This is a genomic window from Pseudomonas sp. 21615526 (assembly GCF_013386245.1).
In the GTDB taxonomy this organism is placed as follows: domain Bacteria; phylum Pseudomonadota; class Gammaproteobacteria; order Pseudomonadales; family Pseudomonadaceae; genus Aquipseudomonas.
In genome coordinates this window covers 12,860-38,753 of the sequence record NZ_JACAOM010000025.1, presented here as the reverse complement: position 1 = coordinate 38,753, position 25,894 = coordinate 12,860, and the positions used below count along the sequence as shown (strand labels likewise).

The window sequence follows — 25,894 nt, the reverse complement described above, 5'->3', positions numbered from 1 at the left end:
ACCCATGGACCCGTGCCCCCATGCAAACCACCAACACTGTCCTGATGATCCGCCCGGCGCACTTCGCCTTCAACCCGGACACCGCGATCAACAACCGCTTCCAGCGCGCGCCCCTCGACCCGTTGGCGGCACAGCAGAAAGCGCTGGAAGAGTTCGACGGCTACGTCGACACCCTGCGCCATCACGGCGTGGAAGTGCTGGTGGTACAAGACACCCCCGCGCCCCATACCCCGGATTCGATCTTCCCCAACAACTGGTGGAGCAGCCACGCCGACGGCAGCCTGGTGCTGTACCCGATGGAAGGCCGGAACCGACGACTGGAACGCGACAAAGGCGTGCTGCAAGTGCTGGAGCAACGCTTTGCGATCCACAACACCATCGACTTCAGCCACCTCGAACAACAGAACATGTTCCTCGAAGGCACCGGCAGCATGGTCCTCGACCGCCAGCACCGCATCAGCTACGCCTGCCATTCCGGGCGGACCCATCAGGATGCCCTCCGCCAGTTCGCCGAACGCCTTGACTACCAGGTCTGCGTATTCCACGCCGTCGACCGCCACCACGCGCCGATCTACCACAGCAACGTAATGATGAGTGTCGGCCGCGACCTCTCCGTGGTGTGCCTGCAAGCCCTGCCCGATGACCACGAGCGCCAGGCCCTTGAACGCTCCCTGCGCGACACCGGCAAAGACATCGTCGCCCTGGACTTCGACCAGCTGGAAGCCTTCGCCGGCAACATGCTCGAAGTCCATGACCGCGACGGCCAGCCGCTGCTGGTGATGTCGGCCAGCGCCTGGGGCTCCCTCAAGCCCGCCCAGCGCCAGCACGTGGAGCGCCACACCCGGCCGGTGGTGGTGAACATCGACAACATCGAACGCATCGGCGGCGGCAGTGCCCGCTGCATGTTGGCGGAAGTGCATCTGCCCACCCGCCCCTCATTTCAATAAGGAGTCTTCCCATGACCCGCTATATCGACGTCAACGACTTGAGCTACCTGGTTTCGCAAAAAGGCCTGCAAACCTGCATTACCGAGATGGCCGAGTACATCCGCGCCGACTACCTGCGCTGGCAGGACTTTGAAAAATGCGCACGCCTGGCCAACCACTCGCCCGAGGGCGTGATCGAGCTGATGCCGGTGTCCGACGCGTCGCTGTACGCCTTCAAATACGTGAACGGCCACCCGAAAAACACTCAGAGCGGCATGCTCACCGTCATGGCCTTCGGCGCCCTGGGTGATGTGGACACCGGCAAACCGGTGCTGCTGGCGGAAATGACCCTGACCACCGCGATCCGCACGGCCGCCACCTCGGCCCTGGTGGCGCGCTACCTGGCCCGGGACAACAGCCGCAGCATGGCGCTGATCGGCAACGGCTCCCAGAGTGAGTTCCAGGCCCTGGCCTTCCACGCGATGCTGGGCATCACTGAAATCCGCCTGTTCGACATCGACGCCAAGGCCACCGCCAAACTGGCCGCCAACCTCAAAGCCTTCCCGGCGATCAAGGTGATCCTGGCAGGCAGCGTTGCCGAAGCCGTGAAAGGCGCCGACATCGTCACCACCGTCACCGCCGACAAGGCCTACGCCACCATCCTCACGGACGAGATGATCGAACCGGGCATGCACCTGAATGCCGTCGGTGGCGACTGCCCCGGCAAGACCGAACTGGACCGACGAATCGTCGAACGGGCCCGCGTGATTGTCGAGTACGAGCCACAAAGCCGCATCGAAGGCGAAATCCAGCACATGCCGGAAGATTCGCCGGTCACCGAGCTGTGGCAAGTGATCAACGGCCAGGCGCCAGGCCGCGAAAACGCGCGCCAGGTCACCCTGTTCGACTCGGTAGGTTTTGCCATCGAAGACTACTCCGCCCTGCGTTACGTACTGGACGTGGCCAAGGCGCTGGACGTGGGCAGCGAACTGGAACTGGTGCCGGACCTTGCCGACCCCAAGGACCTGTTTGCCCGCCTGACCCAAGCACCGGTGGCACAGCAGAAAAAGCGCGCCTGAGACCGCTCTGGCCTGCCGCTTTGCGTGAAAGGCAGGCCGGAAAAACCCGGTCAACAAGCCGATTCAGCGGGTGCCGCAGCCGTTTCCGCTGTGACCCGCGTTTTAACAGCACATTCCGCCCGCCGCGGCAGGGGTAAACGACACAAAAAACGCACCATCTTGAAGCATTCTCTCTGACAACAAACAGCCCAATGTGGCGAGGCACCCAATGGTGAGGCAGCCCAATGTGGCGAGGGAGCTTGCTCCCGCTGGAGTGCGTAGCGCTCCCAGGATTTTGGGGCCGCTGCGCAGCCCAGCGGGAGCAAGCTCCCTCGCCACAAAAAGCCTCTTGACCTTAGCGTCCCGTTTTCTACTGCCCTGACATCAATTACAAAATATAGGGAATACACATGACTCCGCTCCGATCACTTTTCGCTGCGCTGCTCCTGCCATTGGCCGCAACCGCTGCCCAGGCTCAGGAATGGAAAGAAATCCGCTTTGGGGTTTTCCCCGAATACCCACCGTTTGAATCCGTCGCCGCCGACGGCAGCCTGCAAGGTTTCGACATCGACCTGGGCAACGCCATCTGCGCCAAGCTGGAAGTCAAATGCGTGTGGGTCCACAACGAATTCGACGGCATGATCCCGGCCCTGCGCGCCCGCAAGTTCGACGCCATCATGTCCTCCATGGCCGTGACCCCGGCCCGCCAGAAAGTCATCGACTTCAGCGACCGGCTGTTCCTCAGCCCGACCTCGGTGATCACCCGCAAAAGCGCCGACTTCGGCGACACCCCCGAATCCCTGAAAGGCAAACAGGTCGGCGTGCTGCAAGGCTCGCTGCAGGAAGCCTACGCCCGTGCGCACCTGGCAAAACTTGGCGCGCAGATCAAGGCGTACCAGTCCCAGGAACAGAACTACGCCGACCTGCAAAACGGTCGCCTCGACGCCACCCTGACCGACAAGCTTGAAGCCCAGCTCAACTTCCTGTCCAAACCTGAAGGCGCCGACTTCAAGACCGGCCCGGCCTTCAAGGACCCGACCCTGCCGCTCGACATCGCCATGGGCCTGCGCAAGAACGACAAGGACCTGGTGGAGCTGATCAACAAAGGCATCGCCGCCGTCCAGGCCGATGGCACCTACACGCAGATCCAGAAGAAATACTTCGGCGATCAGGACATCTACAACGAGTGACGCCTCCTGTGGGAGCGAGCTTGTGTGGGAGCGGGCTTGCTCGCGAAAGCGGTGGGTCAGTCACACATGTATTGACTGAAACTCTGTCTTCGCGAGCAAGCCCGCTCCCACACAAGCTCGCTCCCACCGTAAAACTCTGCGCTCCATCGAGATACTTCCCATGAATGAACTCCTCAACTTGCAAGGCTTCGGCCCGCTGCTGGCCCAGGGTGCCTGGATGACGGTCAAGCTGGCGTTCCTGGCGCTGCTGCTGAGCCTGTCTCTGGGACTGCTCGCCGCCGCCGCCAAGCTCTCCAGCGTCAAGCTGCTGCGGGTTCCGGCCACGCTCTACACCACGCTGATTCGCAGCGTGCCGGACCTGGTGCTGATCCTGCTGATTTTCTACAGCCTGCAACTGTGGCTGAACGACCTGAGTGAAATGCTCGGCTGGGCCTACTTCGAAATCGACCCGTTCACCGCCGGTGTCATCACCCTCGGTTTTATCTACGGTGCGTATTTCACCGAAAACTTTCGCGGGGCGATTCTCAGCGTGCCCGCCGGCCAACTCGAAGCCGCCACCGCCTACGGCCTGAGCCGCTGGCAGCGCTTTCGCCTGGTGCTGTTCCCGCAACTGATGCGCTTTGCCCTGCCGGGCCTGGGCAACAACTGGCTGGTGCTGCTCAAGTCCACCGCGCTGGTGTCGATCATCGGCCTGTCAGACCTGGTCAAGGCCGCACAAAACGCCGGCAAGACCACCAATGACCCGCTGTATTTCCTGATCCTCGCGGGCCTGGTGTACCTGGTGATCACCACCCTCTCCAACCGCATCTTCAAACGCCTGGAACGGCGCTACAACGTGGGCATCAAGGGGATGGTGCGATGATCGAACTGATCCAGCAATACGGCCTGGCCTACTTGTTCACCGACGGTAACGGCTTTTCCGGGGTGGCGATGACCCTGTGGCTCTTCATTATCTCGGTGGTGCTGGGCTTCTTTCTGTCGATCCCGCTGGCGATCGCGCGGGTCTCGGAACACTTCTGGATTCGCTGGCCAGTGGAGGTCTACACCTACCTGTTTCGCGGCACGCCGCTGTATATACAGTTGCTGATTTGCTACACCGGCCTCTACGGCCTGGACGTGGTGCAGGACAACGCCCTGCTCAACCAGTTTTTTCGCAATGCACTGAACTGCACGCTGCTGGCGTTTGTACTGAACACGTGCGCCTACACCGTGGAAATCTTTGCCGGGGCGATTCGCAACATCCCCCACGGCGAGATCGAAGCCGCCAAGGCCTACGGCCTGCATGGCTGGCGCCTGAACCTGTTTGTGGTAGTGCCCGCCGCACTGCGTCGCGCACTGCCGGCCTACAGCAATGAAATGATCCTGATGCTGCACGCCACGTCCCTGGCGTTCACCGCCACCATTGCCGACATCCTCAAGGTGGCCCGCGACGCCAACGCCGAGACGTTCCTGACGTTCCAGGCCTTCGGCATCGCTGCCCTGTTGTACATGCTGCTGTCCTTTGCACTGGTGGGCCTGTTTCGACTGGCCGAACGTCGCTGGATGCGTTTTCTTGTTCCTACCCGAGGCTAACCCATGAATCAGTCCGCGCAGGCCCTGGCCGCTTATCCCACCGATGTACGCCCCGCTACCCAGCCGGTCGCCGTGGCCGAAAACGCCAACGTCAAACTCCAGGTCGAAGGCCTGCACAAACGCTATGGCGAGCATGAGGTGCTCAAGGGCGTTTCACTGAACGCGCGCAACGGCGACGTGATCAGCCTGATCGGCGCCAGCGGCTCCGGCAAGAGCACGATGCTGCGATGCATCAACTTCCTCGAACAGCCGGACGCCGGGGTTATCACCCTCGATGGCATCAGCATCGAAATGCAGCAAGGCCGCGCCGGCACGCGCGCGCCGCACCAGGCGCAATTGCAGAACCTGCGCACCCGCCTGGCCATGGTGTTCCAGCACTTCAACCTGTGGAGCCACATGACCGTGCTGGAAAACATCACCATGGCGCCGCGCCGGGTGCTGGGGGTGAGCGCCGCCGAGGCGGCAAAACGCGCACGCCTGTACCTCGACAAGGTCGGCCTGCCGGGCCGGGTGGCGGACCAATACCCGGCATTCCTCTCCGGCGGCCAGCAACAGCGCGTGGCCATCGCCCGGGCCCTGGCGATGGAACCGGAGATCATTCTGTTCGACGAACCCACTTCGGCCCTCGACCCTGAACTTGTAGGAGAAGTGCTCAAAGTCATACAGACGTTGGCGGAGGAAGGTCGTACCATGCTCATGGTCACCCACGAAATGGGCTTTGCCCGCCAGGTGTCCAGCCAAGTGCTGTTCCTGCATCAGGGCCGCGTCGAGGAACAAGGCGCAGCGGATATCCTCGACCAGCCGAACAGCGAACGCTTGCAGCAATTTCTTTCCAACCGATTGAAGTGAACACCACACACCATGGATACCAAGGCCACCGGACCGAACGCCTCACCTGTGCTGGACCGCATCGATGAAGCCATCATCGACGTGTTACGGCACCAGGGACGCATCACCTACGAAAAACTCTCGTCGCTGGTGCACCTGACGCCCAGGCCGTGCCTGGAACGGGTACGCAAGCTGGAACGACGCGGGGTCATCCGGGGTTATGGGGCGATCATCGACGTGCAGATGGTCTCGCCGGGGCTGTCACTGCTGGTGCTGGTGGCCCTCTCCAACCAGAGCGGGCGCTCGGCGCAGAAGGCGTTCGAGGCATGTGTCAAAGCCTGCCCGCAAGTGTTCGAGTGCCAGTTAATCAGCGGGCCGTTCGACTACAGCCTGCGCATGCGCTGCCGGGACATGGAGCACTACCGCGTGCTGACGGAAACCTGGCTGAACAATGATGAATTGCACATCGATAAATTGGTGGCGCATCCCGAGCTGGCGGTCGTAAAAAACACCGCCACCGAACTGGCCTGAATCCGCCCCTACAGGCAATAGAGATCAAATGTGGGAGCGGGCTTGCTCGCGAATGCGGTGTATCAGTCGCTGGATGTGCTGCTGACACACCGCATTCGCGAGCAAGCCCGCTCCCACATTTAACCGTGCCCGCTTGAAATTCGCTTGCCTGGACGCGCCCCAATCATCTTCGCCTGCCCATCCCGCTGCTTGCCCGTGCGCGCCTCGCTGATCAGCCCCGGAATCAACTTGCCCTCCGGCAGATTCTTCCAGAACCGGCTCGGCAAATGCCCTTCCATCACCTTCGGATTCAACCGCGCCGGGTTAAAGATATGGCTGTAGTACGTCAACCACATCGCACTGTGGGGATCCTCGACATTCTGCGCCAACGCCTGCCATTCCACCGGGCATTGCCGCTGGTGAATCAACTGCTCCCCGTCGTAATAAACCCCATCCAGGGGCGTGGCGATCATCCAGCGATGACGCCCCATGCGCCCGACAAAATGCTGGCTGGCCACCTTCAAGATGTCGTGGGCCGGCTCATGCCACGCCACGTACTCCGGCAACTGCGGCCCCGCCTCTGCCGGCAATGCGATAAACCGCACAAACGCATGCAGGTGATGGGCCTCGCGCTGCACCTGCTTGATCCGCCGCTGCAATTCGCTGCCCAGCTTGTCCCCCGACATCATCGCCGTGCGGTCCCCATGGCTGACGCGCCACAGCACCTCATACAACAGGCTCCAGCGCTGTTCACCGTGATAACACGCGGCAGACTCCAGCAGCTCCAGCAGCGCCTTGGGAATCCGCGCCTGGAACGGCCCGCACTCGGCCGGGTACTGCTCGTCGGTGGCAAACAGGTCCGCCACCTCGGCCACGCCCCAACTCACGTGGCTGGGGTCGATCTGATGGCTGAGCAACCAGCGCGCCTGCTCGCGCCAGGTGCTGAACAGGTTGTCGCATTCCAGGCTGATCATCCCCACAGCCCCATTTGCTGCGGCTGCGGGCGGTCGCGCAGTTGTTCGCGCAGCAGCACGCTGGTGCTTTCCGCTTGCTGCGGGTGGTAGTCGCTGGTGATGAAAAACGGCTTGGCCTTGGTCAGCACACACCGCATGCGCGCCAGGTCTTCGAAGCGGATCTTGCGCTGGCGACGCAGGTCCACCAGCCGCTGGGTGGTGCGCAGGCCAATTCCGGGAATGCGCGCAATAAGCGTCGGCTCGGCCCGGTTCAAGTCCAGCGGGAACACCTCGCGGTGCTCCAGCGCCCAGGCCAGCTTGGGGTCGATATCCAGGGCCAGGTCGCCCGGCCCTTCAAACAGTTCATTGGCGCTGAACCCGTAGCTGCGCAACAGGAAATCCGCCTGGTACAAGCGGTGCTCGCGCATCAGCGGCGGCGCGGCCAGGGGCACGCTTTTCGGGCTGTTGGGGATCGGGCTGAACGCCGAGTAATACACCCGGCGCAGTTTGAAATTGCCGTACAACGCCTCGGCGCTGTGGAGGATGGTGCTGTCGTCGGTGTCATCGGCGCCGACGATCATCTGCGTGCTCTGCCCGGCCGGCGCGAAACGCGGCGCGCGGGGTTCGTTGAGCACCGTCTGCTCACCGGTATAGATGGTTTGCATGGCCTGCTTGATCGAGACGATCTGCTTCTCGGGCGCCAGGGTTTGCAGGCTCTTGTCCGTTGGCAACTCGATATTCACGCTGAGGCGATCGGCATACCGCCCCGCCTCGGCAATCAGTGCCGGGTCGGCTTCGGGAATGGTCTTGAGGTGGATGTAGCCGCGAAAGTCATGCTCTTCGCGCAGGAGTTTGGCGACCCGCACCAGCTGCTCCATGGTGTAGTCGGCCGAACGGATGATGCCGGAGCTGAGAAACAGCCCGCTGACGCAGTTGCGCCGGTAAAAGTCGAGGGTCAGGGTCACCACCTCCTCCGGGCTGAAGCGTGCACGGGGCACGTCGCTGGAGCGGCGGTTGACGCAGTATTGGCAGTCGTAGAGACAGAAGTTGGTCAGCAGCACCTTGAGCAACGACACGCAGCGACCGTCGGGCGTGTAGCTGTGGCAGATGCCCATGCCATCGGTGGAACCCAGCCCCGCCTTGCCTTCCGAGCTGCGCTTGGGCGCACCGCTGCTGGCGCAGGACGCGTCGTACTTGGCGGCGTCGGCGAGGATGCTGAGTTTTTCGATCAACTGCATGGGGCTTCTACCGATACTGGTTTTTTGTACAGTATCAGCAGCCGCCCCCGCGGTTCAAGTGCAGCCTGTCAGCTGGCGGTGGCCAGCAACACGTCCTGCACCGAACGGCTCTTGCCGCGGCTGCGGTCGTGTTCGTACAGCGACGCAGCAATCTCGTCGGCACGGATCGGCAGGATCGACAGCAAGGTATCGCTCAGGCCATGGCTGGCCTGGCTGAAGCCCTGCATGTAGATGCCGGCCTTGCAGCGCTCGTCGGTGACGATGCGGTAGTCGCGGCTGACTTCAAAGTCGCCCATATAGTCGGCCAACGGTGCGAGCAACTGACGATGCATCTGGCGCTCGTAACCGGTGGCCAGTACGACGGCATCGTAATGGTTGAGGCTGGTTTCGCCGGTGGCGTTGTTGCGCAGCGCCAACTCCACACCCAGCGGCCCGGCCGTGGCTTTTTCCACGGTGGTCAGGGTACGGAACGCGTGACGGGCAATGCCGGAAACTTTCTGGCGGTAGAAGATCCCGTAGATGCGCTCGATCAGGTCCAGGTCCACCACCGAATAGTTGGTGTTGTGGTATTCGTTGACCAGGCGCTCGCGCTCGCTGCCGTTCTGCTGGAACACCAGGTCGGTGAACTCCGGCGAGAACACTTCGTTGACGAACGGGCTGTCATCCGCAGGCTTGAGGGCCGAGCCGCGCAGGATCATGTCGACCTGCACTGACGGGAAGCTGTCGTTGAGGTCGATAAACGCCTCGGCTGCGCTCTGGCCACCACCGATGATCGCGATGCGCATCGGCTTGCCGTCGACACACGGTTGCTGGGCCATGCGTTCCAGGTACTGGGAGTGATGGAACACCCGACCGTCATCCTTGAGCGCCTTGAACGACGCCGGAATACGCGGCGTACCACCGGCGCTGACCACCACCGAGCGGGTGGTGCGCACGTGCTGTTCACCCTGGGCGTCCCGGGAAATCACCCGCAGCGCCTCTACCTGCTGCTGATGCAGGATCGGCTCGATGGCCAGCACTTCCTCGCCGTAGCGGCTTTGCGCCTGGAACTGCCCGGAGACCCAGCGCAGGTAGTCGTTGTACTCCATGCGGCACGGATAGAAGGTACCCAGGTTGATGAAATCCACCAGGCGCCCGTGGGCCTTCAGGTAATTGACGAAGGAATAAGGGCTGGTGGGATTGCGCAGGGTCACCAGGTCCTTGAGGAAGGAAATCTGCAATTCACTCTGGGTGACCAGGGTGTTGCCGTGCCAGCGGTAGTCGGCCTGTTTGTCGAGGAACAGCACGTCCAGTTTGCCCTGGGCTTTCTCGCGTTCCTGCAGGGCGATGGCCAGCGCCAGGTTCGAAGGGCCGAACCCGATACCGATCAGGTCGTGAACGGCGGGCGATGCAATTGCCTGTGTCATTCCAGTGTCCTCTGGATAAGCCCCGTGGCAGTGGGGCGGGAAAGCCTCAGAGACCTGAAGGCACAGCAACAGGTCGTGTGTTGATAGGAGACGAGGACAATGAAATAAAATTTAGCTAACGCTGGAATCAGTGCGCATCCCACTCACGCATGCGCGCCCGGCAATGCTTCATGGCATTGACGATGTGTTTTTCCACCAGCGCGCGGGAAATACCCAGGCGCTCGGCGATTTGCAGGTGGGACAGGCCGTCGAGCTTGCGCAACAGGAAACTGTCACGGCAGAGCGCCGGCAGCTCGGCCAGCGCGCGCTCAAGCATTTCCAGGCGCTGGCCGTGGTCCAGGCAGTGATGGGGCGAAGACAGCGAAAAACGCTCCTCGCTGTCGAGTACTTCCAGGGGTTCATCCTGGCGCAGGGCGTTGCGCCGATGACCGTCGATCACCAGGTTCAGCGCCGTGCGATAGAGAAACGCCCGGGGCTGCTCGATCGGGACCTCACTGGCACGCCCCAGCACCCGCACATAAGCGTCATGCACCACATCTTCGGCCACCTGACGGTTGCCCAGCTTGGCGTTGAGGAAACACACCAGCTCGCGATAGTAGTTTTCCAACATGACTCCCGACCGCCTGTAGGCGGCATTAGGTCCTTTGAGTACGAAGATAACGGCCGATTCGATGATGGCAGTTTGAGGTGCGTGTAATTTATAGTAATTCTCATCTAGTTTTAAACAAGACTTGCAACGCCGGCCAATTATTTTGCCTGACACACCTGTAACGGCATATGTAACGGCCTAAATCCCCGGACAATTTCCTCGTCTACCTGTCAGCTTCCCGCTCCTGCGGGCCGATCTTTCCTGGCTGGAACTGTGCATGAAACGTCCTCGACCTGCCCGACGCGCCCTGCTTGTGGTCGCGTGCCTGATCCCCGTCATCGCTTTAGCTGCCTGGCAGGTCCTGCCGCCGGGCCGGGACAAGCTGGCGACCGTCACCGTGACCCGGGGCGATATCGAAAGCAGCGTCACCGCCCTGGGCACCCTGCAACCCCGGCGCTACGTCGACGTGGGCGCCCAGGCGTCCGGACAGATCCAGAAGATTCATGTCGAGGCCGGTGCCCAGGTCAAGGAAGGCCAATTGCTGGTAGAGATCGACCCCTCCACGCAAAAAGCCAAGCTCGATGCCAGCCGCTACGCCATCGAGAACCTGGAGGCCCAGTTGCAGGAGCAACGGGCCCAGCACGAACTGGCCCGCCAGAAGTACCAGCGCCAGCAACGCCTGGAAGCCGGTAACGCCACCCGGGAAGAAGACGTGCAAACTGCCAGGGCCGAACTGAGCGCCACCCAGGCGCGGGTCGACATGTTCCTGGCGCAGATTCGCCAGGCCAAGGCCAGCCTGCGCAGTGACGAGGCAGAGTTGGGCTACACGCGCATTTATGCGCCAATGAGCGGCACCGTGGTCGCGGTGGACGCCCGGGAAGGCCAGACACTCAACGCCCAGCAGCAAACCCCGCTGATCCTGCGGATCGCCAAGCTTTCGCCGATGACCGTATGGGCCGAAGTCTCGGAAGCCGACATCGGCCATGTCAAACCCGGCATGACGGCCTACTTCACCACCCTGAGCGGCGGCAGCCGGCGCTGGACCAGCACCGTACGGCAGATTTTGCCGATCCCGCCCAAGCCGCTCAACGAAACCAGCCAGGGCGGTGGCAGCCCGAGCAGCGCCAGCAAAAGCGGCACCGGGCGAGTGGTGCTTTACACGGTGCTGCTGGACGTCGACAACACCGATAACGCCTTGATGGCGGAAATGACCGCCCAGGTATTCTTCGTCGCCGGCCAGGCCAGGGACACCCTGACCGCGCCGGTCGCCGCCCTGCAAGGCAGCCTCGGCGGCGACAAACAGATCGCCCGCGTGGTGGCGAAAAACGGCAGCATCGAGCAACGCGAAATCCGCCTGGGCCTCAGCGACCGCCTGCGAGTCCAGGTGCTGGAAGGCCTGAACGAAGGCGATCACCTGCTGATCGGCCCGGCCGATGGCAGCGGAGGTTGAATGTCGACCCCACTGATCGAACTCAAGGGCATCCGCAAATCCTACGGCGGCGGCGACACGCCGCAGGTTGATGTGCTGCGCGGCATCGACCTGGCGATCCATGCCGGGGAATTCGTGGCGATTGTCGGCGCCTCCGGCTCCGGCAAATCCACGCTGATGAATATCCTCGGCTGCCTCGACCGCCCCACCGAGGGCGACTACCTGTTCGCCGGAGAGAACGTCGCCCAGCTCGACAGCGACGAACTCGCCTGGCTGCGCCGCGAGGCCTTCGGTTTCGTGTTCCAGGGCTATCACCTGATCCCATCCGGCTCGGCCCAGGAAAACGTCGAGATGCCGGCGATCTATGCCGGTATCAGCGCCGCCGAACGCCATGCCCGCGCCAAGGCCCTGCTCACGCGCCTGGGCCTGGCCGAGCGCACCGGCAACCGCCCGCACCAGCTTTCCGGCGGCCAGCAACAGCGGGTGTCGATTGCCCGGGCGTTGATGAACGGCGGGCATATCATCCTCGCCGACGAACCCACCGGCGCCCTCGACAGCCACAGCGGCGCCGAGGTCATGACCTTGCTGGACGAACTGGCCAGCCAGGGCCACGTGGTCATCCTGATCACCCACGACCGCGAAGTCGCGGCGCGGGCCAATCGCATCATCGAGATCCGCGACGGGCTGATCATCAGCGACTCTGCCGAGACCAGCGAGACGCCCCCCGTGGCCATCTCCGGCGCGTTGCAAGCCGTGGACCTGCGCCAGCGCCTGGCCGATGGCGCCGAGCACAACGGCGCCTGGAAAGCCGAGCTGCTGGATGCCGTGCAAGCCGCGTGGCGGGTGATGTGGATCAACCGTTTTCGCACGGCGCTGACGCTGCTGGGGATCATCATCGGCGTGGCGTCGGTGGTGGTGATGCTGGCGGTGGGCGAAGGCAGCAAGCGCCAGGTGATGGCGCAGATGGGCGCTTTCGGCTCCAATATCCTCTACGTCAGCGGGTCGGCGCCCAACCCGCGCACACCACCCGGCGTGATCACCCTCAACGACGTGGCCGCCCTGGCGGCCCTGCCTCAGGTCAAGCGCATCATGCCGGTGAACGGCGCAGAGGCCGGGGTGCGCTTTGGCAACGTCGACCATATGGCGTATGTCGGTGGCAATGACACCAATTTCCCGGCCATTTTCAACTGGCCAGTGGTCGAGGGGAGTTACTTCACCGAGGCCGACGAGCGCGCCGGAGCCACGGTGGCAGTGATCGGCAAACGGGTACGCGACAAGCTGTTCAAGGATGTGACCGACCCGATCGGGCAATACATCCTGATCGAAAACGTTCCATTCCAGGTGGTCGGTGTGCTCGCCGAAAAAGGCGCCAGCTCCGGCGACAAAGACAGCGACGACCGTATCGCCATCCCCTACTCTGCCGCCAGCGTGCGCTTGTTCGGCAGCTATAACCCCGAATACGTAGTGATTGCCGCCGCCGACGCGCGCAACGTGCACGACGCCGAACAGGCTATCAATCAGTTGTTGCTGCGCCTGCACAACGGCAAGCACGACTTTGAACTGACCAACAATGCCGCGATGATCCAGGCCGAGGCACGCACCCAGAATACCTTGTCGCTGATGCTCGGCTCGATTGCCGCGATTTCGCTGCTGGTGGGAGGTATCGGGGTGATGAATATCATGCTGATGACCGTACGTGAACGCACGCGGGAGATCGGCATCCGCATGGCCACCGGCGCGCGGCAGCGGGATATCCTGCGCCAGTTCCTCACCGAAGCGGTGATGCTTTCGGTGGTCGGCGGCGTCACCGGCATCGGCCTGGCCCTGCTGGTGGGCGGCGTGCTGATCCTCAGCAACGTGGCCGTCGCGTTCTCGATTCCGGCCGCCGTGGGGGCCTTCTTCTGCGCCCTGGTCACCGGCGTTATCTTCGGTTTCATGCCGGCCCGCAAAGCCGCTCGACTTGACCCGGTCAAGGCCCTTACCAGTGAATGATCGCCCTATGAAAGTGTCCCTGACCCTCCTCGCCGCCAGCCTGCTGCTGGCCGCCTGCAGCAGCCCCGCACCGCGTCCGGGCGCAGGCATGCAAACACCGCCCGCCTGGCACAGTGCAAACGACGCAACGGCGCTGCGGGCCAACCAGCAATGGTGGACAAGTTTCGACAGCCCCCAGCTCAACCAACTGATCGAACAGGCCCGCAGCGGCAGTTACGACCTGGCCAGCGCCATGGCCCGGGTGCGCCAGGCCCAGGCCAGCGCAGTGATAGCCGGCGCACCGTTGCTGCCTGAACTGACCGGCGCGTTCAATGCAAACCGCCAGAAGCTGCTGCGGGGCAAGGGCTACAGCCAGCTGGACGCTACCAGCAGCAACAAGGCCGTGGATTACTTCGATGCGCGCCTGAGCGCCACTTACGAAATTGATTTCTGGGGTGGCAAGCGCGCCGCCCGGGACAGCGCCGTGGAAGAGGTGCGCGCCAGCGAGTTCGACCAGGCCACCGTGGAACTGACCCTGCTCAGCGGTGTTGCGACCACCTATACCCAGTGGCTGTCATTGCGTGAGCAACTGCGTATCGCCCAACTCAACCTGGACAACGCCCAAAACGTGTTGAAGCTGGTGCAGACTCGCCACGATGCAGGCTCCGCCACCGCCCTGGAACTGGCCCAGCAAAAAAGCCTCGTGGCCGCACAACAACGCCAACTGCCGCTGGCACAGCAACAGGCCGACGAGGCCTTGATCAGCCTCGCGGCACTGCTGGGCACACCGGTGCAGGACCTGCACCTGGCCCCGCAACCCTTTGCACAATTGAACTGGCCGAGCATCACCGCCGGCGTGCCCAGCCAACTGCTCAGTCGCCGTCCCGACATCGCCAGTGCCGAGGCCCGGCTGGCAGCAGCCCAGGCAGACGTCACCGTCGCCCGGGCAGCCATGTTGCCCACCCTCACCCTCAGTGCCGACCTTGGCTCGGGCGCCGATAAGCTCGGCGACGTATTACGCAGCCCGTTCTACAACCTCACTTCCGGCCTGGTCGCACCGATCTTCAACAATGGCCGCCTGAGCGCCGAGCGGGACAAGGCCCGGGCGCGTCAGGATGAGCTGCTGCAGACTTACCGGGGAGCGATCATCAATGGCTTTGCCGATGTGGAAAAAGCCCTGAGCAGCATTCGCGGGCTGGATGCGCAGCGTCAGTGGCAGAGCGAGGAACTGAGGGAGGCGCAGACTGCCTTTGAGATTGCCCAGAGCCGATACGAGGCCGGAGCGGAGGATCTGCTGACGGTGCTGGAGACGCAGCGTACGTTATACGCGGCGCAGGATTTGAATGTGCAATTGCGCCGATCACGGCTGAACGCAAGCATTGCGCTGTATAAGGCGCTGGGGGGCGGCTGGCAGGTGCCAGCAAGCACGATCAACTGAATGAAAGCCGGGCTTGCCCGGCTCCCACCGTTGAGCGGCGCCCTTTAGAGCACCCGTTCCTTGACCTTCAAATGCCGCGCATACCAGGGACGCTTCGGCACCTTGCGAAACAGCTCGGCCAGCTTGTCCTCATCCGCCCCGAAGGTAATCCGCAGCGCCAGCTTCATGGTTTCCGGGTCCATCTCCATCGACTTGCCCATCTGCAAACCCGGCACAGTACTGCAACCGTGGGTGTCCGGCCCCAACCATGGGTCATCCACCTCCACCCAACGCCCCGGCGCAAACCACGGCACGCCGTTGACCTCCAGCCGGCTCACTTCACCCGGATGAAAACGCTCATGGGCCCGAAACCAATCCTCGACCCGATCATCAATCCACCCATGAAAGTGCCAGAACACCGGGTTCACATGGGATGAAAACGGATCACCGAGAAAGTCGTTCTGCGCCGTGTACCAGCGCGCAGCGAAGTCCGCAGGGTCACGGGCAAACGGTACGGGCGCACCGTTGGACGGGTCCCGCGGCACCGACGCCCAGCGCATGTGCAACCAGTCATGCAGGCCAAGCTCGACTTCTGAACCGAACTGCCCCAGCGTCAACTTGGCCAGGTAGCGCGGGTCGCGGTACTGCGACTCCCAGACTTCGAAGTTGCTGTGGTAGGTCTCGGCCGCCTTGATATCGCTGACCCACTGGGTGTATTCGGCATCGTCACTGGCCATCCAGGTCGGCGGCAGTGCGAAGCCGTCCTGGTTGTCGAAGTACCGGATAAACCCCTGCCGGTCACGCTCAAGTGCAGGCTGCGGCTGGGGAAAGTACGGCCATGAAGGCAAGTCCTGCATGGACCGTGCAGTGCCCAGCATGTGCCGGTGCATGAAAAAGAAATCGATACCCGAGCCATTGCGGTCCTTGTGCGGGCCGCGGGCGTCGCGCTCCTTGTCCCGTGGCCCGGGTTGCCAGCCAATCCCGCGCAGGGCGTTGCGCTTCTCTTCGGAGAGTTTGTGCCACTGATCACGGGAGGCGTGCCAGAGCTGGTGAAACAGGCGATGTTCGGGAGCAATCAACCAGGCCAGCAACGTCGGATGCAGGCCGATACGCTCCCGGGCCTCGGGAAACAGCTGCTTGGTGGCGACAAAATGGTTGTCCAGCTCAAGCAACGCCAATGGCCGATCCAGGCGCAGGATTTGCCCGCTGAGGGTTCCACCACCGGCATTCCCGAACTCGCCCCACACTTCATCAAGGATCATGATGAGTTCATGGGTCGGCGCGGCGTCCGGCGCATCACGGTCGATCAACCGCACGTACAGTCGAGCGCCATTGCCAGGCGCCAGGTCACCGATCACCCGGTAGCGTGGTTCTTCGTCCGAGCGCAGTTGTTCGGCGGTGTCCAGATAGCCCCGCAGGCCACGACCACGTGGAGCGACGTCGAGCAGCAGCTCCAGCCCGCTGAGCGGCAAGCCCGCAAGCCCGGCATCCCGCCCCTTGAACCGCAGGCTCCAGACACCCCTCAGGCTGTTCGCCAACTGCTGGCCAGCGGTGTCCGCAAGGTCGACCGTGGCCTCCCCCGGCGTGATCGGAGACTCTTCTTCACGCGTCAACTCACGATGGGCGTAATAGGCCGCGGGCACCACGGCGCCGGTCAGCGCCAAGCCTGCGATGAACCCTCGTCGAGAAATCGTCATTGCTTTACCTGTGTCAGCCATCAAGCAGGCTTTATCCAAGCTAGAACGTTCCCGGCAGGGGGAAATTTACCGTCAGTGGCCACCGCCTAAATTTGTGCAGCCATCACTCGTTCTTCCCTGATAGCAAAGGCCTCAACTGACTGAGATGGCAATGACAAAACCACGTTCGAAAAAGGCGCTGTACCTGGGCCTGCCGCTGGTCCTGGCCATTGGCGCAGGTGCGGGCTTCCTGGTCTGGGATCACTGGTTCAAGGGCAACGCCGGCTACCCGCTGGAGGTCATCAAGCAAGCCGATGAGTTGCAGGACCGCTTGCTGTCGTTCGACAGTCACATCACCGTGATGCTCGACTTCGGCGCCACCGGCAACGAGGCGGACAAGGACGGTGCCGGCCAGTTCGACCTGGCCAAGGCCAGCCGTGGCCGACTGTCCGGTGCTGCACTGACGATTTTCGGCTGGCCGGAAATGTGGAACGGTCCGAATGCCCCGCACAAGCCCACCGAAGGTTTTGTCGAAGAAGCCCGTCACCAACAGGAAGTCCGCTACAAGATCATCACCGGCATGGTCCGCGATTTTCCCAATCAGGTGGGCATTGCCTATACGCCGGATGACTTCCGGCGCCTGCACGGCGAAGGCAAGTTTGCGGTGTTTATCAGCATGCTCAACGCCTACCCGCTGGGCAACGACCTGAACCAACTGGACCTGTGGACCGCACGCGGCATGCGTATGTTCGGCTTCAGCTACATTGGCAATAACGCCTGGGCCGATTCGTCACGCCCACTGCCGTTTTTCAATGATTCGCCCGATGCCCTCGACGGTCTCTCGGACATGGGCAAACAAGCGGTACAGCGCCTCAATGACCTGGGGGTGATCATCGATGTTTCGCAAATGTCGACCAAGGCCCTGGAGCAAGTCGCCCAACTGAGTCGCACGCCGATGGTTGCCTCGCACTCGGCACCGCGCGCCTCGGTGGACATCCCGCGCAACCTCAGCGACAAGGAAATGCAACTGATCAAAAACAGCGGCGGCGTGGTCCAGGTCGTCGGTTTCTCGGCTTACCTGCGCCCGCTCAGCCAGCCCACCCAAGACAAGCTCAACGCCCTGCGGGCACGCTTTGATCTACCCCCGCTACCCAACCTGGCCATGGCCCTGATGCCAGGCGATCCGATCATCTCGGCCTGGTCCGAGCAAAAATTCGGCCAGTACGCCAGCGCGCTGTACGCGATTCTCGACGAGGAACCCAAGGCCACGCTCAAGGACCTGGGCGACGCCATCGACTACACCGTGCGAAAGATCGGCATCGATCACGTCGGCATCGCTTCAGACTTCAACGAAGGCGGCGGCGTCCAGGGCTGGGAGAACGTCGGCGAGGTGCGCAATGTCACCGCCGAACTGATCCAGCGCGGCTACTCCGAAGCCGATATCGCCAAACTGTGGGGCGGTAACTTCCTGCGGGTCTGGGACCAGGTACAAAAAGCTGCCAAGCCCTTGGCCAATCGCTGAACCACCCCCAATGAATGAAGTGAATTCATGACCGACCGCCGTACGTTTCTCAAGCAGGCCGGGCTTCTCGCCGCGAGCCTGCCGCTGGGCACCGCCATCATTCCCCAGGCCCTGGCAGGCAATGCGGCGCCACCCGGCGACTCATGGGCAGGCTTTCGCCAGTTGTTCACCCAGGACCCGGACTACCTGCATTTTTCCAACTTCCTGGTGACCTCGCACCCCAAGCCGGTGCGCGATGCGATTGACCGCTACCGCGCGCAGATCGACCGCAACCCGGGCCTGGCCATGGATTGGGACCTGCAGGAAACCTGGAAGCGTGAAGGCCAGGTGCGCGAATGGGCCGGCCGCTACCTGAACGCGAAACCTGGCCAGATCGCACTGACCGGCAGCACATCCGAAGGCCTGGCGATGATCTATGGCGGAATCCAGGTGCGCCCTGACCAGGAGATCCTCACCACCGTCCACGAACATTACGCCACCGAATACAGCCTCGATTTCAGGGTGCGCAAACAAGGCACCCAGGTGCGCAAGATCAAGCTGTTCGAGGACGCCAACCGCGTGTCGGTCGACGAGGTGCTCGGTTCGATCAAGCGCAATATCCGCCCCAACACCCGTGTACTTGGCATGACGTGGGTGCAGTCCGGCAGCGGCGTCAAATTGCCGATTGGCGAGATCGGCAAACTGGTGGATGAACACAACCGCAACCGTGACGACAAGGATCGCATCCTCTACGTGGTCGACGGTGTGCACGGTTTCGGCGTGGAAAACCTCGACTTCCCCGACATGCATTGTGATTTCTTTATTGCCGGCACCCACAAATGGATGTTCGGCCCCCGCGGTACCGGGCTGATCTGCGCCCGTTCCGAGCAAAACACCTACGTGACGCCGATGGTGCCGACGTTCTCCCAGGACAATAACTTCGCGACCACCATGACCCCCGGCGGCTATCACGCCTTCGAACATCGCTGGGCGCTAGACGAGGCCTTCAAGCTGCACTTGCAACTGGGCAAGGCACAGGTGCAGGCGCGCATTCACCAACTCAACGACGAACTCAAAGGCCAGTTGCTGGCCCACCCGCAAATCGAACTGGTGACGCCGCGCAGCCCCGCGCTGTCGGCAGGCTTTACGTTCTTCCGGGTCAAGGGCCAGGACAGCGGCGAGGTTGCGGCGCACATGATGAAGAACCGCGTGGTGATCGATGCCGTGGAGCGCGACGTGGGCCCCGTGGTACGCACCTCTCCCGGCCTGCTCAACACATCAACCGAGATCCAGCGCTTCATGACCTTGCTCAGCCAACGGTTTTGACGCCCCTTTTTCCTTTTGATCGAGATGCCCCATGAACAGTGACACTCCCGCTCCGTCCCGCCTCAAACCCCTGGCCGCCCTGGCCCTGACGATGCTGTGCGGCGCCTTGCTGCCAGGCCTCGCCCAGGCAGCCGCCGCGCCACAGCCGGGCAAGGTGTTCAAGGACTGCAAGGACTGCCCCGAAATGGTCGTGCTGCCCGCCGGCACCTTCACCATGGGCACGCCGGAAGATGAAGTCGGCCGCGAGCCCGACGAAGGCCCGATGCACGATGTCACCTTTGCCAAACCCTTTGCCATGAGCCGCTTCCAGGTCACCGCCGGTGAGTGGGACAGCTACGTGCGCCAGACCGGGGTCAAGATCGCCAACGGCGATGAACGCCCGGGCCGCGAATGCATCGCCAGCAAGCCGCGCTACCCCCAGGGCCCGCGCCAGCCTGCGGTGTGCATGGACTTTGACGACGTGAAGAACTACGTCGCCTGGCTGTCGAAAAAAACCGGCCACACCTACCAGATGGTCAGCGAAGCCCAGCGCGAATACGCTGCCCGCGCCGGCTCCACCGGGCCATTCCCGTTCCCGTTTGATGCGGGCAAGGGCTACAGCATCGCCGAGCACGCCAACACGTACGGCCCGGCAGATGGTTATAGCTATTCGTCGCCGGTGGGCAGTTACCCACCCAACGCCTTTGGCATGTACGACATGCACGGCAACGTCTACGAGTGGCTGGCCGACTGCGAACACACCAACTATGTCGGGGCGCCGACCGATGGCAGCGCCTGGGTGGAACCGGGCTGTGAGTCCCGCCAGATTCGTGGCAATGACTGGGGCGAAGCACCGGTGTTTTCCCGCTCGGGCAACCGCAACAACATCTACCCGCAAACCCGCGGCGACTGGATCGGATTTCGGGTTGTGCGCGATCTCTGAGGCCTGCCGCAACCTCCCGCTCCAGCGAGGTCGCCGTCAATCGGCGACCGTCTAAATTAAGCGCGTGACCAGACGTTCTAAAGGGTATCTGCCTATTCCACCCAAGGAACCGTCCCCTCATGACCCAGCCAACGCGCGGCGCCATTCATGAATTGTTTACCCTGCTCAAACCCTTCAGGTTAATCGTCGCCCTTTCCATCCTGCTGGGCATGATCGGCGGCTTGAGCGTGACGGTATTGCTGGCGACCATCAACAATGCCCTGCACGCCGACAGCAGCCCCACCGGCAGTGTGGTGGCCCTGTTTGCCGGCCTGTGCCTGCTGGCCCTGCTCAGCTCGATTTTTTCCGACATCGGCACCAACTTCGTCGGCCAGAACATCATCGCCACGTTGCGCAAGACCCTGGGGGAGAAGGTTCTCGCCGCGCCCATCGATCAGATCGAGCGCTATCGCAGCCACCGACTGATCCCGGTACTGACCCACGACGTCGACACCATCAGCGACTTCGCCTTCGCCTTTGCGCCCCTGGCCATTTCGATGACCGTAACGCTGGGCTGCCTGGGCTATCTGGCGCTGCTGTCATGGCCGATGTTCCTGTTGATGCTGGTGGCCATCGCCATCGGTACCGGCGCCCAGTTCATCGCGCAGTCCAGCGGGGTCAAGGGCTTCGAGGCTGCGCGGGAAGCCGAGGACGATTTGCAACGTCATTACAACGCAATTGCCGATGGCGCCAAGGAACTGCGCATCCATCGCCCACGCCGCCACCGCATGTTTGTGCACGGGATCCAGGCGACCGCCGACTTTATCTGCAAGACGCAGATCCGCTCGATCAACACATTCGTGATCGCCAAGACCTTCGGTTCCATGTTGTTTTTCATCGTGATCGGCTTGGCGCTGGTGCTGCAAACCGTGTGGCCCAGCCATGACAAGGCAGTAATGAGCGGCTTCGTACTGGTGTTGCTGTACATGAAAGGCCCACTGGAACATCTGGTAGGCACGTTGCCGATTGTCAGCCGCGCGAAGATCGCCTTTCGCCGCATCTCGGAACTGTCGGATCAGTTCTCCTCGCCCGAGCCGCACCTGTTGCTCAGTGATACCGAACAGCAAAAGCGCAGTATCCAAAGCATCGAACTGCGGGATGTGTCGTATGCATTCCCTCCGGTTGAAGGCGCGGACCCTTTCCGCCTTGGCCCGGTCAACCTGCAGATCAAGCAAGGCGACATCGTGTTTATCGTGGGTGAAAACGGCTGCGGCAAAACCACACTGATCAAGCTGCTGCTGGGCCTGTATGCTCCGCAACAAGGTGACGTCAGCCTCAATGGGCAAGCGGTAACCGCCCAGGGCCGCGATGAGTATCGCCAGTTGTTCACCACCATTTTTGCCGATTACTACTTGTTCGATGACGTCGTCCAGGGTGACAGCCACTTGCCACAAGACGCGCAAAAATACCTGCAACGCCTGGAAATCGCCCACAAGGTCAGCGTGCGTGACGGCAAGTTCACCACCACCGACCTGTCGACCGGCCAGCGCAAGCGACTGGCCCTGGTCAACGCCTGGCTGGAGGAGCGTCCAGTACTGGTGTTCGACGAATGGGCCGCCGACCAGGACCCGACCTTCCGACGGATTTTCTACACCGAGTTGCTGCCGGACCTGAAGCGCCTGGGCAAGACCATCATCGTCATCTCCCACGACGACCGCTACTTCGATGTCGCCGATCAACTGGTACGGCTGGAAGCTGGAAAAGTCGCAATCGAACAGGTTCCGGCCTGATACCTGAAATTAACCGGAAGATTTTTTCCGGTTCTGGTGTGTTGCTGCGTCTCACTTTCATTAATAACAATCATTACCATTAGCATCGCCACCATAAGAGCCCAGCCAATGCCCGCGCCGACAACGTTGACACCCCTTTCAAAAGCCATCTGGATGCGCCACCTGCTCAAGCCCCGACTGGCACCCAGCCTGCTCGGGCTGATGGCTGCGCTACCGCTGGCGTGCCAGGTTCAAGCCCAGGAAATCAGCTTCCAGATTCCCGCCCAGTCCTTGACCAGCGCACTTCAAGCCTTTGGCCAACAAAGCAAATTGCAGGTGCTGTATTCGCCTGACCAGCTCAAGGGCCTGAAAAGCATCGCCGTGCGCGGCTCCATGGAGCCCACCGTGGCGCTGCAGAAGCTGCTGGGGAGCAGTGGCGTGGCGTACGGCATTTCCGGCAACACCGTCACTATCACCGGCCGCAGCGAAGGCGGCGCCCTGGAGCTGGGGGCCACCAGCGTTACCGGCCAACAACTGGGCGAGACCACCGAAGGCACCGGCTCCTACACCACCGGTTCCATGAGCACCGCGACCAAACTGGCGACCTCCATGCGCGAGACGCCGCAGTCGGTCACGGTGATCACCCGCCAGCGCATGGATGACCAGAACATGCAGTCCCTGGAGGATATTTCGACTTATACCCCAGGCCTGACCATGCGCAAGACCGGCGGTGAACGCCCGGAGTTCTACTCCCGCGGCTCCGCCATCGACAACATCATGATTGACGGCCTGCCCGTCGCGTATGACAGCGACACCCTCGGCACCTCGACACTGGCGATGTTCGACCGGGTGGAGGTGGTACGCGGTGCATCGGGCCTGATGATCGGTGCCGGCAACCCTTCCGGCACCCTCAACCTGATCCGCAAGCGCCCCACCGTCGAGCCGCAAGTGTCTGTCACCGTGGGTGCCGGCTCGTGGGACAACTACCGCACCGAAATCGATGCCAGCAGCGCCCTCAATTCCAGCGGTTCGATCAGGGGCCGCGTGGTCGGTGCCTTCCAGGACAAAGACAGCTTTACCGATGGCTACAGCAGCAAGCGCCAGTTGTTGTACGGCATCACCGAGTTTGACCTGAGCGAAGCCACTACCCTGACCCTCGGCGCGTATTACAACCGTGAGGACAACCCGGGTGCCGACTGGTCGGGCATTCCGACCCGTGCCGATGGCACGTTCCTGCCGATATCCCGTTCGACGCGCATGAGCCCGAACTGGACCTACTGGAACAAGAAAAACACCAGCGCATTTGCCGAAATTGAGCACCGCTTCGACAACGACTGGAAACTGCGCCTGAATACCACGTGGCTGCGAGGCGACCTGGACATGCTGGGCACCAGTTTCTATCGACTGGACCCCAGTGCAGACCAGCTGAACCTGAACGTGGGCCGCTACACCTACCAGCACACGCAAAAAAGCGTCGACGGCTACGTTTCCGGCCCCTTCACCCTGTTTGGTGCGACCCACGAACTGGTGCTCGGTGGCAGTTATCGCAATGACAAAACCGACGATGGCCCCGGCGGTGGTTTCCTCAACGACCCGAACATCGTCCTCGACCCATCAAACTTCGACTATCACGGCATAGAGAAACCGGCCATCAACTACAACTGGTCGCGCAAGGGCAAGGTCGATCAATACAGCACCTACGCCACCGTGCGCTTCCATCTGCGCGACGACCTGAAACTGATCCTCGGTTCACGCCTGGACTGGTACGAATACGAACAGAACACTATTTCCGGCGCTTACACATTCGGCGCCGACTACAAGGCGACTCGGGAGTACACCCCTTATGCCGGCCTGATCTACGACATCAACGACACCTACTCGGTGTACACCAGCTGGACCAGAATCTTCCAGCCGCAAGCCAACGTGGACTTCCAGGGCAGCCTGCTGCCGCCAGTCACCGGTACCAACCGTGAAGTCGGGATCAAGGGCGAGTACTTTGACGGCGCGTTGAACGCCAGCCTGGCCTATTTCCAGTTGAACCAGGAAAACCTCGCCCAAGGGCTTGATGCCTGTGCACCGGGTGTTGCTTCCTGCTCCGTGGCCTCCGGCGAAGTTGAAACCAAAGGCGTCGACCTTGAACTGCAAGGCATGCTTGCCCGCGGCTGGCAGGCCTCGGCCGGCTACACCTATGCCGGTGCCAAAAACGTCAAGGGCGGCAGCGGTCGCTTCGACAGTGACACGCCCTACAACCTGCTCAAGCTGTCCACCACTTATCAATTGCCGGGCGATCTCGAAAAATGGTCGATCGGCGGTTCATTCCGTAGCCAGAGCAGCACATACACAACCTACGGCGTGTCTCAGGGCGGCTACAGTATCGTCGACCTGATGACCGGCTATAACGTGAACAAAAACCTCAAGGTGCAAGCCAACCTGAACAACGTGTTCGACAAGCACTACTACCAGAGCATCAGTAACCCGGCCGGCGCAAACATCTTCGGCGACCCGCGTAACGTGGCCGTGACCATGAAGTGGAGCATGTAAAACACATCCCCTGAAACAACAACACCCTGCCACGGCAGGGTGTTGTCAACGCAGCAAGGCAGCAACCGGGACGCAAGGTCTCAGCGACTGGCCAACCACCGGCCCACCTCAAGGTAAATCCCCTCAACCTCCGCCACCAGGCCCTGCATACGCAGGAAGTCGTGGGTCAGCCCCGGCTGGATGACTGCGGTCACCGGTGTGCCGCTCGCCTCAAGACGCGCAATCCACTCACGCCCCTCATCCAGCAACGGATCAAATTCGGCCAGCATCACGCAGGCCGGCGCCAGTGCGGGCAACGTCGTACTCTGCAGCGGCGAAGCGCGCCAGTCATGGCGGTTACCGGCAGCGCCCATGTAGTGCTGGTAGAACCACTCCAGTGTCCTGGTTTCCAGCAGGTAACCCTCTGCATAAGCGCGGTGGGAATCGCGCAGCCGCGTGATATCGGTGACCGGATAAAACAGCAATTGCGCCGCAGGCCGCAAGGCCAGCCGCTGGGGGGCCTGCACGGCGGTCATGGCGACAATCATCGCCAGCGTGGCGCCGACACTGTCACCGCTGACGACCACTTGGCCGGCATCGAGTTGCAACTGAGGTGCCTGTTCGACCAACCAGTTGGCTGCCGCCAGTGCATCATCCACCGCCGCCGGGAACGGCGCCTCGGGCGCCAGGCGGTAGGCCGGGGCCAGCACCGCATAGTCACTGGTACCTGCCAGGCGTCGGCACACCGAATCGTGTGAATCCAGGCTACCGACCACATAGCCGCCGCCGTGGAAGTACAAAATCACCGGCTGCGCTGCGTGGCCGCGTCCAGGCTTGCGATACAGGCGGGCCGGCAGCGGATTGCCGTCGGCGCCGGTAAAGGTCAACGGCTGCACTTCAATAGCGTCAGGTGGGCTGGGATCGAGGATCAGCGAGGTATTTTCGAATTCGCTACGGGCCTGCGCCACGGATAATTCATGCAGGGGTTGGCTTTTTCCGCTCCAACGGCCCATTTCCACAAGCTCCAGAAACGCAGCCAGGTCGGGGTGCAAGGGCATCATGTTTTCCTTGGAAAGTAGTGAGGTACGACGCCGGCCCCGTCCCCGGGGCCGGC

Annotated in this window: 21 protein-coding genes; 15 read left to right on the top strand and 6 right to left on the bottom strand. The window is 62.3% G+C overall.

The window, feature by feature from the left end; genetic code table 11:
- Window positions 1-20 precede the first annotated feature (20 nt).
- The 7 genes from ctlX to HX786_RS08805 all read left to right on the top strand — a co-directional run bounded on the left by ctlX (window position 21) and on the right by HX786_RS08805 (window position 6,105).
- Window positions 21-947 carry a citrulline utilization hydrolase CtlX gene (ctlX, locus tag HX786_RS08835; protein WP_003212867.1) on the top strand — a complete coding sequence of 309 codons (927 nt, stop codon included), beginning with the start codon at window positions 21-23 and terminating at the stop codon, window positions 945-947.
- A gap of 11 nt (window positions 948-958) precedes the next feature.
- Entirely contained in the window at window positions 959-2,005 is a 1,047-nt protein-coding gene (locus HX786_RS08830) for an ornithine cyclodeaminase (protein ID WP_177036785.1), read from the top strand.
- Between the two features lie 389 nt (window positions 2,006-2,394).
- Entirely contained in the window at window positions 2,395-3,174 is a 780-nt protein-coding gene (locus HX786_RS08825; RefSeq protein ID WP_003212870.1) for an ABC transporter substrate-binding protein, read from the top strand.
- Between the two features lie 160 nt (window positions 3,175-3,334).
- Entirely contained in the window at window positions 3,335-4,036 is a 702-nt protein-coding gene (locus tag HX786_RS08820) for an ABC transporter permease (RefSeq protein ID WP_008434488.1), read from the top strand.
- A complete protein-coding gene (locus tag HX786_RS08815; RefSeq protein WP_008434490.1) occupies window positions 4,033-4,746 on the top strand; it encodes an ABC transporter permease in 714 nt (237 codons plus the stop codon). The genes HX786_RS08820 and HX786_RS08815 overlap by 4 nt, the downstream gene beginning before the upstream one ends.
- 3 nt (window positions 4,747-4,749) lie before the next feature.
- Window positions 4,750-5,595 carry an ABC transporter ATP-binding protein gene (locus tag HX786_RS08810; protein WP_256349626.1) on the top strand — a complete coding sequence of 282 codons (846 nt, stop codon included), beginning with the start codon at window positions 4,750-4,752 and terminating at the stop codon, window positions 5,593-5,595.
- Window positions 5,596-5,607: 12 nt separating this feature from the next.
- Window positions 5,608-6,105, top strand: coding sequence for an Lrp/AsnC family transcriptional regulator (locus HX786_RS08805; protein WP_003208571.1), 498 nt, complete (start codon window positions 5,608-5,610; stop codon window positions 6,103-6,105).
- Window positions 6,106-6,224: 119 nt separating this feature from the next.
- On the opposite strand, the gene HX786_RS08800 is transcribed toward HX786_RS08805, so the two are convergent.
- The 4 genes from HX786_RS08800 to HX786_RS08785 form a co-directional block, all read right to left on the bottom strand.
- On the bottom strand, window positions 6,225-7,058 hold the full coding sequence (locus HX786_RS08800) for a TIGR03915 family putative DNA repair protein (protein ID WP_003208569.1): 834 nt from the start codon (window positions 7,056-7,058) through the stop codon (window positions 6,225-6,227).
- Window positions 7,055-8,275, bottom strand: a complete 1,221-nt coding sequence (locus tag HX786_RS08795) for a putative DNA modification/repair radical SAM protein (RefSeq protein WP_003208568.1) — start codon at window positions 8,273-8,275, stop codon at window positions 7,055-7,057. The genes HX786_RS08800 and HX786_RS08795 overlap by 4 nt, the downstream gene beginning before the upstream one ends.
- 68 nt (window positions 8,276-8,343) lie before the next feature.
- The gene (locus tag HX786_RS08790) at window positions 8,344-9,681 is read right to left on the bottom strand and encodes a lysine N(6)-hydroxylase/L-ornithine N(5)-oxygenase family protein (RefSeq protein ID WP_003208565.1); all 1,338 of its coding nucleotides are present in this window, start codon (window positions 9,679-9,681) and stop codon (window positions 8,344-8,346) included.
- A 127-nt stretch (window positions 9,682-9,808) separates the two neighbouring features.
- Window positions 9,809-10,291 (bottom strand): sigma-70 family RNA polymerase sigma factor, encoded by a 483-nt coding sequence (locus HX786_RS08785; protein WP_032899291.1) that lies wholly within the window; start codon window positions 10,289-10,291, stop codon window positions 9,809-9,811.
- A 256-nt stretch (window positions 10,292-10,547) separates the two neighbouring features.
- Between HX786_RS08785 and HX786_RS08780 the strand changes: the two genes are divergently transcribed.
- The 3 genes from HX786_RS08780 to HX786_RS08770 are packed head-to-tail and all read left to right on the top strand — an operon-like array spanning window position 10,548 to window position 15,108.
- A complete protein-coding gene (locus tag HX786_RS08780; protein ID WP_102369562.1) occupies window positions 10,548-11,720 on the top strand; it encodes an efflux RND transporter periplasmic adaptor subunit in 1,173 nt (390 codons plus the stop codon).
- On the top strand, window positions 11,721-13,691 hold the full coding sequence (locus HX786_RS08775; RefSeq protein ID WP_177022270.1) for a MacB family efflux pump subunit: 1,971 nt from the start codon (window positions 11,721-11,723) through the stop codon (window positions 13,689-13,691). It begins immediately after the preceding gene.
- Window positions 13,692-13,698: 7 nt separating this feature from the next.
- A complete protein-coding gene (locus tag HX786_RS08770; protein WP_178911954.1) occupies window positions 13,699-15,108 on the top strand; it encodes an efflux transporter outer membrane subunit in 1,410 nt (469 codons plus the stop codon).
- 44 nt (window positions 15,109-15,152) lie between these two features.
- Here HX786_RS08770 and HX786_RS08765 read toward each other — a convergent pair whose 3' ends face one another.
- Window positions 15,153-16,784 (bottom strand): PvdJ/PvdD/PvdP-like protein, encoded by a 1,632-nt coding sequence (locus HX786_RS08765; protein ID WP_177009568.1) that lies wholly within the window; start codon window positions 16,782-16,784, stop codon window positions 15,153-15,155.
- A 151-nt stretch (window positions 16,785-16,935) separates the two neighbouring features.
- On the opposite strand from HX786_RS08765, the gene pvdM reads away from it, so the two are divergent.
- From pvdM to HX786_RS08740, 5 genes are all read left to right on the top strand, one after another.
- Window positions 16,936-18,285, top strand: coding sequence for a pyoverdine-tailoring dipeptidase-like protein PvdM (pvdM, locus tag HX786_RS08760; protein WP_177021074.1), 1,350 nt, complete (start codon window positions 16,936-16,938; stop codon window positions 18,283-18,285).
- A 27-nt stretch (window positions 18,286-18,312) separates the two neighbouring features.
- The gene (locus tag HX786_RS08755) at window positions 18,313-19,590 is read left to right on the top strand and encodes an aminotransferase class V-fold PLP-dependent enzyme (RefSeq protein ID WP_177021075.1); all 1,278 of its coding nucleotides are present in this window, start codon (window positions 18,313-18,315) and stop codon (window positions 19,588-19,590) included.
- A gap of 31 nt (window positions 19,591-19,621) precedes the next feature.
- Entirely contained in the window at window positions 19,622-20,512 is an 891-nt protein-coding gene (locus HX786_RS08750) for a formylglycine-generating enzyme family protein (RefSeq protein ID WP_177009571.1), read from the top strand.
- Window positions 20,513-20,631: 119 nt separating this feature from the next.
- Window positions 20,632-22,281, top strand: a complete 1,650-nt coding sequence (locus HX786_RS08745) for a cyclic peptide export ABC transporter (protein WP_177009572.1) — start codon at window positions 20,632-20,634, stop codon at window positions 22,279-22,281.
- Between the two features lie 108 nt (window positions 22,282-22,389).
- Window positions 22,390-24,801 (top strand): TonB-dependent siderophore receptor, encoded by a 2,412-nt coding sequence (locus HX786_RS08740; RefSeq protein ID WP_177021077.1) that lies wholly within the window; start codon window positions 22,390-22,392, stop codon window positions 24,799-24,801.
- A gap of 80 nt (window positions 24,802-24,881) precedes the next feature.
- On the opposite strand, the gene HX786_RS08735 is transcribed toward HX786_RS08740, so the two are convergent.
- Entirely contained in the window at window positions 24,882-25,838 is a 957-nt protein-coding gene (locus HX786_RS08735; RefSeq protein WP_178911953.1) for an alpha/beta hydrolase, read from the bottom strand.
- Window positions 25,839-25,894: the final 56 nt, after the last annotated feature.